12 protein-coding genes and 4 tRNA genes are annotated in these 12,946 nt (G+C 35.7%); 14 read left to right on the top strand and 2 right to left on the bottom strand.

Annotated features, from left to right (window positions below):
- Position 1: 1 nt before the first annotated feature.
- On the bottom strand, positions 2–2,710 hold the full coding sequence (gene rcsD / locus DK857_RS06650; RefSeq protein ID WP_109393075.1) for a phosphotransferase RcsD: 2,709 nt from the start codon (positions 2,708–2,710) through the stop codon (positions 2–4).
- A 203-nt stretch (positions 2,711–2,913) separates the two neighbouring features.
- Between rcsD and DK857_RS06645 the strand changes: the two genes are divergently transcribed.
- From DK857_RS06645 to DK857_RS06630, 4 genes are all read left to right on the top strand, one after another.
- Positions 2,914–3,001: transfer RNA gene (locus DK857_RS06645), tRNA-Ser, on the top strand.
- A 6-nt stretch (positions 3,002–3,007) separates the two neighbouring features.
- Positions 3,008–3,083: transfer RNA gene (locus tag DK857_RS06640), tRNA-Thr, on the top strand.
- Positions 3,084–3,373: 290 nt separating this feature from the next.
- Positions 3,374–3,461, top strand: a tRNA-Ser gene (locus tag DK857_RS06635).
- A gap of 6 nt (positions 3,462–3,467) precedes the next feature.
- Positions 3,468–3,543: transfer RNA gene (locus tag DK857_RS06630), tRNA-Thr, on the top strand.
- A 131-nt stretch (positions 3,544–3,674) separates the two neighbouring features.
- Here DK857_RS06630 and DK857_RS06625 read toward each other — a convergent pair.
- Positions 3,675–4,412: a LexA family transcriptional regulator gene (locus tag DK857_RS06625; protein ID WP_109395187.1), complete on the bottom strand. Its 738-nt coding sequence runs from the start codon at positions 4,410–4,412 to the stop codon at positions 3,675–3,677.
- 237 nt (positions 4,413–4,649) lie between these two features.
- Between DK857_RS06625 and DK857_RS06620 the strand changes: the two genes are divergently transcribed.
- From DK857_RS06620 to DK857_RS06575, 10 genes are all read left to right on the top strand, one after another.
- Positions 4,650–5,465, top strand: a complete 816-nt coding sequence (locus DK857_RS06620; protein ID WP_109401823.1) for an antitermination protein Q — start codon at positions 4,650–4,652, stop codon at positions 5,463–5,465.
- Between the two features lie 412 nt (positions 5,466–5,877).
- Positions 5,878–6,135 (top strand): phage holin, lambda family, encoded by a 258-nt coding sequence (locus tag DK857_RS06615; RefSeq protein ID WP_109401822.1) that lies wholly within the window; start codon positions 5,878–5,880, stop codon positions 6,133–6,135.
- On the top strand, positions 6,128–6,532 hold the full coding sequence (locus DK857_RS06610; RefSeq protein ID WP_109401821.1) for a structural protein: 405 nt from the start codon (positions 6,128–6,130) through the stop codon (positions 6,530–6,532). The genes DK857_RS06615 and DK857_RS06610 overlap by 8 nt, the downstream gene beginning before the upstream one ends.
- Positions 6,529–6,978: a lysis protein gene (locus tag DK857_RS06605; protein ID WP_109401820.1), complete on the top strand. Its 450-nt coding sequence runs from the start codon at positions 6,529–6,531 to the stop codon at positions 6,976–6,978. Before DK857_RS06610 ends, DK857_RS06605 begins: the two co-directional genes overlap by 4 nt.
- A gap of 96 nt (positions 6,979–7,074) precedes the next feature.
- Entirely contained in the window at positions 7,075–7,587 is a 513-nt protein-coding gene (locus DK857_RS06600) for a phage gateway protein (protein WP_109401819.1), read from the top strand.
- Between the two features lie 8 nt (positions 7,588–7,595).
- Positions 7,596–9,083 carry a DUF3383 domain-containing protein gene (locus tag DK857_RS06595; RefSeq protein WP_109401818.1) on the top strand — a complete coding sequence of 496 codons (1,488 nt, stop codon included), beginning with the start codon at positions 7,596–7,598 and terminating at the stop codon, positions 9,081–9,083.
- Between the two features lie 10 nt (positions 9,084–9,093).
- The gene (locus tag DK857_RS06590; protein WP_075674211.1) at positions 9,094–9,546 is read left to right on the top strand and encodes a phage tail fiber protein; all 453 of its coding nucleotides are present in this window, start codon (positions 9,094–9,096) and stop codon (positions 9,544–9,546) included.
- A gap of 62 nt (positions 9,547–9,608) precedes the next feature.
- Positions 9,609–10,067 (top strand): hypothetical protein, encoded by a 459-nt coding sequence (locus DK857_RS06585; protein ID WP_075674210.1) that lies wholly within the window; start codon positions 9,609–9,611, stop codon positions 10,065–10,067.
- Positions 10,068–10,149: 82 nt separating this feature from the next.
- Positions 10,150–12,453, top strand: coding sequence for a hypothetical protein (locus DK857_RS06580; RefSeq protein WP_109401817.1), 2,304 nt, complete (start codon positions 10,150–10,152; stop codon positions 12,451–12,453).
- Positions 12,454–12,455: 2 nt separating this feature from the next.
- A complete protein-coding gene (locus DK857_RS06575; RefSeq protein WP_109401816.1) occupies positions 12,456–12,944 on the top strand; it encodes a phage baseplate protein in 489 nt (162 codons plus the stop codon).
- Positions 12,945–12,946: the final 2 nt, after the last annotated feature.

Here is a 12,946-nt window from a genome sequence, read left to right as displayed (position 1 = left end):
TTTAATTGTTACCTTGCTGCAGCAACTGTTGAATCCATTTATCCAGTTGAGTGATACGTTCTTTGATCTCTAATTCATTATGATTTTTTATGTCATGCTCTAAATATTCACAGCTTTCTCTGAGATATTCTAAATCTAACATGGCAAAAACCCCTTTTAGACGATGAGCTGTCTGGGCTAGAGAATGAAAGTCTTTATTTGTTGCTTCTAAGTGTAGTTTTTCAACATCAATAGGAACAGTACTGATAAATAGTTCCTTATAATCACTACCATTCAACTTCTTCCTATAATTATTAAGAATTACTTCGTATTTATCAAGGTTATTATTTTCATCCCAAATACTCTCTTTAGCTGTATCTAGGAGAAATGACTCATTTTCTTCAATTAAATAAGTAATAGCCTCTATTAAAGGATCACCGAAGTTATAGTTACACTTTATTAAATCTTTTGATATTTTTTCAAATCCAACAATAGAGCTCATTAATAATATTGTTGGAGATTCAGGATTATCATTCGGCGTATCCCTAAGTATGATATCGTATTCGGGATAAAGATTCTCTCTATTTTTATCAAAGTATGTAGCGCCATATTTATCAAGCTGTTGACAGATGATTTTTTCTATTTCAGGGTTTTTTATGGCGAGTTTTGCGTTTATACCCTCTAATAATACGTTAAAAGTTCGTTCTTCCGTATCTATATGCTGGTATGGGAGTGCAATTCGGAAATGAGAACCAATACTTTCTTGACTCTTAATAGTTAATTCTCCCTGTATCTTATTACACAGCAAATGACATAAATAAAAAATGATACCTGAGTTAGAATAATATTTGTCTCCCATTGCTTGGCCTAAGAATGGGTATTTTATATTAGCAATGTCTTGAGGTGTAAGTCCGCTTCCACTGTCAATAATATCAATAAGTATTTCTTCTTTATCTTTATTTTGAACTAAATTCAGATTAACTGTTATCTTTCCATAATTAGTCGTACTAATGGCATAATTAATCAATGATAAAATAATCTTACTTAAAGCCGGGCCATCGTTAATTAAAAGTAAGCCTGGTCTTATGTTATTGTGGAAATAAAGTGTTAGGCCTTTTCTTATCATAAAAGGTGATGCTGTTATCAGAATAGATTCAACTAATGTTGAGAGTTCAAATTCATCCTTATGAATTTTCCATTCTTGATTTTCTAACTTATTAATTAATGTAATGTTTTCTATCCACTCAGAAATGTAATTTGTTTTCTCTAATAATAAGCTAAGCAATTGTTGATGAGTATCTTCGGGTAATAACTCTTTGAACTGATAAACCATCTCATTTATATCTTTGATGGGACGCATCAATTCTAATGACATATTAGATAAAATTTTGCGTCGTGCGATGGTGTTTTTCTCATATTCTTGCTGTGCAAGTTGTAATTTTTTATTGATTAATGCTTCGTTATCTTTATTCAGGAATATGAATAATGATGTATTGTCAATATTGTTATTATTACTGGTTCTTATTTCATAAATTTCGTTGTTGATAGCCGTTTGGATTAAGCCATTATGCTCAACCGCCATTTGGCGGATCTTAGATAAATCAATATGAGGCAGTAATTTTTCCGCATGACTATTACTAATAATCTTATGGTTAGAGGAAAAATTATAGACTAATAATCCTATCGGGAGATTCGAAATGATGTCGTTTGTCATCTCTTCTTTGATTCGTAGGTTACGAGTCATAGAGATATAAGGGAAAACGTACTTATTCCGAATATAGATATGGCCAAAAATGGAAATAGAAATAAATACCAGCAGGCTGATTAATAACCAAATATTTTTGTAGGCAATCTCTTTTATAATCGATTTCAACGGATATTCATAAGAGAGTGAATAGGGGATCCCTGCAATAGGTTGAGAAAAAATCAGTGAAGAGCCGTCTGTTGATACTTCAATGCTATTTTTGTCGTAAACAGATTGCTGACCTGTTGGAAGTAGTCTTAAGTAGTGTGGAGACAATTCTGAAGGTAAGAAGTTATTGATAGGCAAATCAAACGCTACTACGCTGGTTAACTGACCAGGCACATTAAACATAATACGATAAGTGTAGTAGTAGATGTTTTCTGTAGACATTTTCCTGATGGGAGAAAGACTCTCTTTTTCATCTAATGCCGTTGATTGCATCAATAACTCAGACCGCTTGTTTTCAGCCGTTAATGTTAAATAGCTTTCTTTATAACGGATCTCCGGCTTAAGCACAGAATGAGTCGTAATTAAGATAAGATCATTTCCTTTACCATTTAGATAATAAAGTGAACTGTAATCATTACGCACTCCCCAAAGAATTTCGAGTGAATTTGCAAATCGTTGTGCTAACTGAAAGGTTTGCTCATTGGGTTTGCCGAATATAATGGAATCTACGGTTTGATCTCGGCCTTCAAGCCAAAATACATCCGAACGTAATCTTATTGGATTAAGTCGCAATACAGGGAACGTCGAGGTATCTGCTATTTTATTTGATAGCTGAAAAAGCTGATTAGAGTGGTAACGGTAATCTTCAACCTGTCGAGCAAATTTGTGAGTCGTATTGTTGATAGCATTTTTTTTGCTATCTAGCCAAGTGTCAAAATAACTGTAAGCGTATAGAAAAAGTGATATGACCATAAAAAGAAGAAACAGGGCATATAGACGAGTTAGTGTATTTGGCTTGAGTTGGTTCAATGTACGCATTCAGTTTGCGAGCCTTTAAGAGACAATGTAATTAAAAAATAGAAAATTGAATAAACAATCACCATTATTCAGTCATTATATTAACAGGTTATCACTTTAAAAGGGATATTCGGATGAACTTTGAGCAAACAAACAAAAAAATCCAATTTTTTTACAATCGGAGCTAGACAGCGGGGCCAGAGATAGGCATAATTCCGCGCTATGGAAGGATGGCCGAGTGGCTGAAGGCAGCGGTCTTGAAAACCGCCGATGGGAAACCATCCTAGAGTTCGAATCTCTATCCTTCCGCCAGAATTAGCCGGCTTAGCTCAGTTGGTAGAGCAACTGACTTGTAATCAGTAGGTCACCAGTTCGACTCCGGTAGCCGGCACCATATAAGAACCCGTTATCTCGTAAGAGATAGCGGGTTTTTTCTTATCTATAATTCTATTTTTCATTTTCCCTCTTATTTATTTTTATTTAATTCCTTTTGGGTTACTCCATTTATCTCTCGATATCACTGTGATTTTTTATCTTTAGTTATCAAAAATTAACCAGTATATTAGTGAGTTAGCACTTTTTAAGCAAAAAGCGTTTGAAGATTGAGCAAACAGATAAAAAAGTCATTTTTTTTACAATCAGGACTAGACAGCGGGGTCAGAGATAGGCATAATTCCGCGCTATGGAAGGATGGCCGAGTGGCTGAAGGCAGCGGTCTTGAAAACCGCCGATGGGAAACCATCCTAGAGTTCGAATCTCTATCCTTCCGCCAGAATTAGCCGGCTTAGCTCAGTTGGTAGAGCAACTGACTTGTAATCAGTAGGTCACCAGTTCGACTCCGGTAGCCGGCACCATATAAGAACCCGTTATCTCAAAAGAGATAACGGGTTTTTTCTTGGGTAAATTTTATGAATATATATTAAAAAACACCACATAAAAGATTGTAGTGTTTTCGTGTATTACTATGATTATCGATCTATCACGATCACCAACCCATCACGGACCAATTAAATACTCGTCCCAAAATTTTTACTTCTTCTAATGTAGAACGCTCATCTGGGTAATCAATAGTGTTATAGCTACGGATGATTATGGTGTTATTGGGAAGTCGATGTAAAATTTTGACTCTTAAAAGATCACCTTGTTGAATAGCATAAATACCGCCATCAACAATTTTTGTATGTCCTGTACTGATAGTGACAATTGAACCATCAGGGATAACAGGGGACATACTGTCACCATGAACTTTAAAAGCAACGGCATCACTAGGTTGAACACCATAGCGATTAAATGTAGAACGAGAAAATCTCAATAACTCCACCTTCTGATTATCCGTGGTACAACTTCCGAAACCGGCAGCTAATTCAATAGTAGTATAGAAGGGGATCTCAACTTCATCTCGTTCTATCGGTGTATTATTATCCCAATCATCAACAGGTGTCATTTCATTGACTGAAACACCATCGTTTCTTTTTGCTCCTCGCCCATATTCTAACCATTCTGCTCGAACATCGAGCCATTGACTTAATGCTAAAATATTGGTTGGATCGGGAATTGATTCGCTGTTTAGCCATTTCCACACTGCTGGAGCACTGACTTTTATACCTTGTTCAGCAAGTGCATCTGTAATTCTTTTACCTAACCCACGACCTGCAATCCCTGAATCTAAACAAGCTTCTTGAAGCCTTTTTGTGAACTCCGTTTTATCATTAATCTTAACCATTGGTTAATTTCCTTTGCTGCTTGACGTCACTTTAGTTAAAATATAACATTAACCATTAGTTAATAAAAGTATGAGAAGTACAAAAAATTAACTAAATAAACCAATGCAAGAGTGGTAAGTAAAAATCACGTTGAGATAACGCCGTAAATGCGGGTGATTTAGATGCATAAATGCCATGCCTTGTCGTGGTACATGGATGACCAATTAGTAGTGATAGGAAATCAAAAGGAGCATTAAATGAGACTAGCAGACTTACCTAAATATTTTTCACCAAAAAGCATTGTATTAAGTGATGTAAGAACCATTAAATCGGTAGATTCACTTTCAGTCACCGATGTTATGACATCAATTAGCCTAGTAACGCGAAAAGGGCGCATGGGAATAGAACTGTTTTTAGCTAAACATAATATTAATAACCCAAGCGAAGCGATAGAAAGTCTTTACCAATACGCATTAACCCAAGTTTATCTATATAAAGCGATTGATAAATTAACTGAAAACGATAAATCCAAAGTTTTGCAGATTATTGCTAATTATGCTTTTCAGGATTACGCAAGAAGTGCCGCAAGTAAGAAAGCGTGTCCTAATTGCTGTAATGGATTTATTGAGGTTGAAGTTTTTACCACCAAAAGCTACACCTCAAAATCAGTTAAAGGGCTTGAGCGAAACCTTAAAGATGAGCTTAAAGTTAAACCAATAAATAAAACCTCTTACCGTGAAGTGAGAGAGACAACTCGTGTTGTTTGCCCTACATGTAAGGGAAAAGCCGAAATTCGTTTGGCATGTCGTTGTCATGGACGTGGTCAAATTTTAGATAAAAAAGAGAGCGAAAAACAAGGCATACCTGTTTTCAAACCTTGTAATCAATGTTCAGGACGCGGGTATCCTCGTTTAAAATTCAGCGAAGTATTAGAACAAGTACAAGCGGTAGTGAGTGTTTCTAAAACTGTTGCGTACAGTAACTATAAGCCGCTATTTGAACATTTAGTTGAAGAATGCTTTAAAGAAGAGTCTTTATCAGAAAAAATTCTTCAAGAAGTAACTGTTAAGTAATAATTTTCTCTATTTTTTATTTTTGTAGAAAATAGGTATTGATCTTCAGGAAAAAAAAGCATACTATATCCCCACAGTGAGAGATTTGTATCTAAAGACCTCACAACAGAATATAAAGAGCCTCACTTCGGTGGGGCTTTTTTGTTTCTCGATTTTCTTAACTAATATAAATTAACGATATCTGTTAAATTTTATCTTCAATTAAAGACCACAATGTGGTCTTTTTTATATCCGCCATTTATCTAATTAGATAAATAAAACATAAAGATACTCATATTAAAACAGTGCTTAAATTTAAGTGCTGTAGATGAGTATATTATTTATTACTGTTCCTCCTATTGGAGGTAAGCCATGAGAAACAATGAAAGAAAATCCAGATCTATGGGAATAGATATTTATTACTCTTTCTTCAATGAAAGAGCAAGGAATATCAGCCTCTCTAGCTGGAGGAATGGCTATTCTTCGAGGTTTATATAACGGCGGAGGATGGAAAAAAACCTCTATAGATGGGCTGATGTGTGCAATGTTTGCTTGGTTCGTAAAAGACATCTTAATTTTATTTAATATTAATCATGAGTTTGCTTACTTAGCCAGTGTATTTATTGGCTATGTTGGAGTGGATTCCGTGAGTAAACTCCTTAAAGGGAGAGCAGGAGTTAAAAATGGCTAAAATAGCACGAGGTGAGCGTAATAATAATCCGGGTAATATCCGGCATGGTTCGAAATGGCAGGGATTATCCGTAGAACAAACAGATAAAGATTTTTGCCAATTTATTTCACCTGAATATGGTATACGAGCTATCTACAAATTATTACAAACTTACCAAAAAAAATATGGTTTAAATACCATTAGAACGATTATTAATCGTTATGCTCCACCTAATGAAAATAATACAGAAGGCTATATTAGCCGAGCATCAAAAGAAATTGGTATTGATGCCAATAACCCAATTAATACACAATTAAAAAATGTCACCATTCCTTTAGCAATAGCGATTGTTAATATTGAACTTGGCTACCAACCTTATTCAAAAGAAGTTTTTGAAGATGCCTGGTTGCTGCTATGAGTTATTTATCAAAAATAATGCTAATGGCTATCTTATGCCTAGGTATAGGATTGCTCTGGTTAATTGATAAAAAAAAATCGCTGCAACAGGAATACGATAATATTAATCAATCTCTTATCCAGCAGATTGCAGAAAATAAAGATTATCAATTAAGAATAAATCGGCTTAATCAACTTGATAATCGTCATTTACAGGAACTTGTTCATGCAAAAAAAGAAATTGATCAGTTACGTGATATTAGTGAGCGCGCTCCTGAGCGGGTGTATATCAAAGCAGAGTGCCCTAAAGCCGCAACCACTTCCACCACCGGCTTGGTTGATGCAAACACCGCCAGACCTACTGACACCGCTATCCGAAATTATTGGGTACTCAGAGAACGAATTACGCAGTCAGAACAGATCATTTTAGGTTTACAAGATTATATTCGCCAAGAGTGTATTAATTAAAAATATCTTTAAGTAATTTATAATCAATAAAATTATTTATAAACAAAATGGGTTAAATATTTCTAAAGAAAAGGAGAATTATATTAAGGAGGTGAAATGAAAGATAATGATATTAATATTGCCATTCGTGAACAACTATTAAAACAATTCAAATCAGCAGATATTAATGTTGAGGTTATTGCTGGTTTTCAGCCAGAGAAAAGACAAGATAATAATATTATTATGTTTTTCCCTATAAAGGAGATTGGCCAAGGTTGGCAAAAAAGAAATTATAATATTCAAGGTAATAATGCAAACCATAAAGAACAACAACTGTTTGAATTAACATTCCAGGTTCAAGGTTTTATTAAACAATATTCAAATTTAACAGCAGGTGATTTAGTTCGAATGACTCGAATGATTATTAATTCGCTGTCTTTTGTTGAATCAATGAGAAAAGTAGGAATAGGGATACAACGAGCGAGCGAAATTAGACGGTCGCCAATAATAAATGCTGGAAATAGCTATGAGCATAATCCTTCATTTGATTTTAATATCACTTTTTCCAGCACTTTATCTTTAGACACTGCTGCTACAAATTTACTTATTTCTAATCTATATCGTATTTAAGGATAAATATGTCTATTAAACAAACTCGCTATATTGATATTGCGAGCGCGGTTGTTGGTGCATCGGCTGCACCTATGCGCAAACTTACAGCTCGTATTTTCTCAACAAACCCTAAAATTCCAGCGGGGAAAGTACTTGAATTTGCCTGTGGGCAAGTGGATGAGTTGCTTGGTGCAGGATCACTAGAAGCTAAATTCGCTCGTCAATATTTTAGTTATGTTAGCCCTGCGCCTATTAGCAAACCTAAAGAGCTACAAATTGCTTCTTTCGAACCTGTAGGTCGGGCACCGACATTATTTGGTACACCAGCAAAGACACTTGATAAATTAAAACTAATTGAAGAAGGGACACTGAGTTTAACTATTGGTGATGTATCCAAAAATATTACGGGTATTTCACTGACTGAGGTTGAGTCTTACGCAGATGTTGCTTCTCTTATTCAAGCAAAACTAAACGCTGAAAGTGAGCCTCAATTTGCAAGTTGCTACGTTACTTTTAATGCTCTTGATGGTGCTTTTTTGATGAGTGGTGGTGTACAAGAAAAAGCGACGATCACTATGGAACATTCGCCTTTAGCTGATGCTATGGGATTAAGTGATGGAGAGGCATCTGAAGGTAATGTTGCACAAACAGCTCTTCAAGCATTTATCGCTGCCGAAGCGATTTCTGATTCATTTGGTAGTGCGACATTCTTAACCGAGCTTTCGGTAGAGCAAAGTGTTGAGCTCGCAGAGTACATTGCAGGTGAAAATGTAAAATATCAGCTCTATTTGTCAGTTCCAGATAAACAAGCTGAAATTTACAGTAAAGCATTAATTGGTACGGCATCAACAGGCTTAAATTTAAAAACAGATGATGGCTTTTTTGTTCAAGCTCTACCTATGGCAATTATGGCGGCAACAGATTTTGATCGCACAAACGCGACAACTAACTATATGTATCGCCAATTTGGTATCACTTTCCCATCTCAAGTTAAGACAGATATTGCAGCTGATCGATTAGATAAATTACGCGTGAACTACTACGGTGAAACGGCTGTTACTGGTACTGATATTAGTTTCTATCAACGTGGTTTTTTATGTGGAAATGCTTCTAACCCATTAGATATGAGTGTTCATACTAATGAGCAATGGCTAAAAGCCTATATCGCACAGCAATGGTTGAGTTTATTACTTTCGACCCGCGGGATCCCAGCTAATAAAGATGGAGAAGCAAGAGCCATGATGGTTATTGCCGGCGCTGTTACGAAAGCATTAAACAATGGCACTATTCTTACTAGTAAAATGCTGACTGAAGTACAAAAAATCGCAATTACAGATGCAGCAGGTGATGATTTAGCGTGGCACGATGTACAAAACAAAGGTTATTGGTACAACGCTGAAATCGTTGAAGAAACAGGTCCTTCAAATTTATCAGAATACACTATGAAATATGTATTAATTTACGGTAAAGGCGATTGGGTTCGTAAAGTTGAAGGCTCACACAATTTAGTTTAAGGAACAAACAATGAACGATATTTCAGCAACAGGTTTGAGTTTAATTATTCAGGCAAGCAACACATTTCCTGCAGGTATTCCTATTACCACATTTTCGGATGAGGGTGATCCATTAGATTTGCCGGCTGTCGATATTACAGCAACCGCAGTAGATATTAATGGTAATTTAGTGAGTTGGTCGGCACCTACACCTCAAACTGTGACAATCAACGTATTAGCAGGTAGCGAAGAAGATGAAAACTTGGCTATTTTGCTTGATGCAAATACAGCAAGACGAGGACGTCGTCATGCAAGCGATATTATTACACTAGTGGCTTCTTATGGTGATGGTTCTATTACCACTGCTCGTAATGGCAGAATTACTAATGGTAGCCGTGGTAATTCAATTTCAAACAATGCTCGCCTTAAATCTAAGCAATACACCTTCATTTTCCAAGACTTTGATCGTGTCAGAGCACGTTAATTTTTAGCGTTATTCATTTAATGTAATGGCGACTTCGGTCGCCTTTTTTATGGAATTTAATTATGTTAATTAAACCAAAAGAGATCACTGTTATTGATAGTGATCGTGAAGAACACACTTTTATTATTAGCCGATTACCAGCAACGATTGGACGAGAAATTCTTGCTAAATACCCTTTATCAAATGCACCCAAAATTGGTGATTATGAAGTTAGCAAAGAAGCCATGTTAAAAATGATGGCTTATGTTGCAATCGAAAAAGAAGGGCAAGAAATTTATCTAAAAACCAGCACATTAATTGATAATCATGTGCCCGATGGAGAAGCTTTGATCCGTCTTGAGCTCGAAATGTTGAAGTACAATACCAGTTTTTTCGGCAAAGACGGGAGCCAAAATTTCCTACAATACCTTCTAGGCAAGTTCAGCGGTTCTCTCCCGTCGATTATAAAAACGCTGATGGCTTCTTTGCAGTCATCATCTCCGCGGGTTTCGCCTCCTTCACAGAACTCAAAACAACCATAGATCTAGAAGAAGCCTTTGATCTGTGGGAGATCGCGATTACTAATCGTTATAACGAGGCGCTTGCCGCGTCAAAGGAGAGATAATGTCTCTATTACAGGTATTTTCTCAGGTACTGATGTTGGAGGCTGAAGTATCTGATAGTGCATTAGCAAATATCAGAAAATCGGCAGATGAAATCCTTGTTGAGATGAAAAATATTGAGCAGGGTGTTTCAGACGGTATCACTAGTTTCTATAATTTTGTTCAAGAAATTCATCTCAATCTTGGTGAATTACCCGAAGATCATGACATAAGTATTTCATTTAATAGTGATGAAATTACAAGTGCTTCTGTAATCGTTGAAAATTCAATTCAAAGCATTGTTAAAAGCGCGCTAATGGGGACGCAAGAGTTTGATAAATTCTTGCAAGAAATCTTAGTGGGTCTGTTGGGCTTATCACTTGATGAACCAATAAATATTGATCTTAATATTAGTGAAACTCAAGATAAAATTAATTCAGTAACACAAAGTATTGATTTTCTAAAAAGTTCTATGTCGGTATTAGATTATCAAAGAGGATTGGTTAATAACAATGGCGCGGCTGAAGCCCATATTTTAGCAAGTCTCAATGCTGAATATGATGCAATGGAGGATCAACTATCCTCATTGAATAATGAATTGGGATCTTTAACTGAAGCCGAGAAGAAAAATAAAGAAAGTAAAATTGCTATCGATGCGCTCATTAAGCAATTAGGTGCTGATTACGATACTTTTATTAGCACAATGCAAACACAAGGCATTAAGGCTGCGGTCGAAGAAGCAAAAGCTCAACGTCGATTAGGCGAGAGTGTTGATGAAACAGGTAAGAGCTATCAAAAAACCGTAGAGAAAATGAAGGATTATATTCTTAACGCTATGGGGGTTAAGGATATTACTGGAGCTTTACAAAAAGTTTTCACTGCTTCATTAGATCGTGCCAAAGAAATAGAGTCATTAGATAAACTGAGTAAAAAAATAGGTATAGCGGCTATTGATATCGATGCTTTTTCAGGTGCTATGGCTGAAATGGGGGGAACAAAAGAAGCCGCTCAAGCCGATTTAACTGCAATGGCAAATGCATTTACTGATACCGAAGATCCTATTGAACAACTTTTAAAAACCGCAGATAAAGTCAAAGGAATGAGCTTTGACGGAGCCCAAAAAGAGCTGGAAAAATTGGGTGTTGTGGATGAAAAAACCATTGAATTAATGATGAAAGGCCGAGAAGAATTAGAGCGCACAATGGGGGTGCAAAAACAATTCTCTGGCATTAATGATGAAAGTATCGAAAGTTCTATTCAACTTAATGCAGTAATGAATAAGTTTGATCAATTAGCGTCGCAATTAAAAAACAACTTTTTGGAGATAATCATTCCTGTTCTTGCAAGAGGAATAACGTGGTTTGATAAATTAGTTAGTTTCTGTATTGAGAATAAAGATTTTGTTATCGGTTTTTTTTCCGCGATTGGTAGCGCTGTTGCTATTTATTATCTGCCTGCGATGGTGTCTGCGGCAGTTGCTACACTTGCCACTGCGCTTCCTATATTAGCTATTGCAGCTGTTATTGGTCTCTTAGCGACAGCATTTAAACTCGTCTATGACGATATTATGAATTTTATTAATGGTAATGATTCAATGATAGGTAGTATTTTGGATCAATACCCCGCGCTTAAAGACGCAATAATGGTGGTATGGGAAGCATGGCAAGTTTTTGTTCAATCTTTAAAGATTGCTTCAAAGGTTATTGCTGAACAATTTATTGCTGCTTGGAATTATATATCTGACGCATTTAACCAATTTGTTATAGCGCTTAATGCGGGCATTAATAATATTATCGAGTGGGGGCAATCAATAATAAGTGTCTTTATTTTTGTCTCTGATGCTGTGGTTAGTGTTTTTAGTTGGATGTGGGAATATATAGAGAAAATATTAGGCTGGGTTAATGAGGGTATTGATTCCATAAAAGGGATTTGGCAATCAGCAAAAAGCTTTTTGGGAATGGAAGATGACGAGAAAGAGGTCACTGTTGTTCAAAAAGTAGAGCGAAAATTATCTGATGAAGGTAGTCTCAATTATACCCTGCCACAGTCAAATCCAACGATACGATATTATAATCCAATACAAGATGTAAATGCGTTAAATAATGGATTAACACTATCTTCAACAAATAGTTTAAACCCAATGACTAGCCAAATGATCAGTAACCAATCAAGCATTAAAAATGAAAATAATGTTCAAATTGGTGAAATCAGAGTTGAAACACAAGCCACTGATGGCGTTGCTGTTGCAAAAGTTCTTGATGAGACATTGAAAAATAAAGCCTCTAAAGAAATATCAGAGCATTATTCTAGCGGAGGGAAGGCTTAACTATGATAACGGAAGTTAGAATTTTTGATTTAGAGTCATTCACAACACTATTTGATAGCGTTAATCCGATGAAAGTTTCAATTACTGATAGTCATCAAGTTATTAAATTTGCAGTTGAAAATGGTGAAAATCGTAGTGACCACGTCATTATTAATCCTATTAGCATAGGCGTCGAGTTATTATTAACGGGTGATATTGCGGATCGTTATTCTATTATAAAGCAGCTTTATGACGAACATACATTAGTGGGAATTCAAACCAGAGTTAAAACTTATCAACCAATGTTGTTAGAAAGTTTGACTCACGATGAAGATCCCCAAAAAGTGAATGCCATCGAATTAAAACTTAAATTTACAGAATGGAAAACAATAGAGCCCGAATATAATAAAAAATCCTCTAAATCAACCAAAAAACCAAAGCAAACCTCAACAGTCAATCGTGGAAATGTCAAAAGTAAAAAATCAACACAAGCAGGAAAAAAAGAAAAATAGGA

The organism is Proteus terrae (assembly GCF_003144325.1).
Lineage (GTDB): Bacteria > Pseudomonadota > Gammaproteobacteria > Enterobacterales > Enterobacteriaceae > Proteus > Proteus terrae.
The sequence above is the reverse complement of the archived record's forward strand: the minus strand, read 5'-3'. Positions and strand labels throughout refer to the sequence as shown.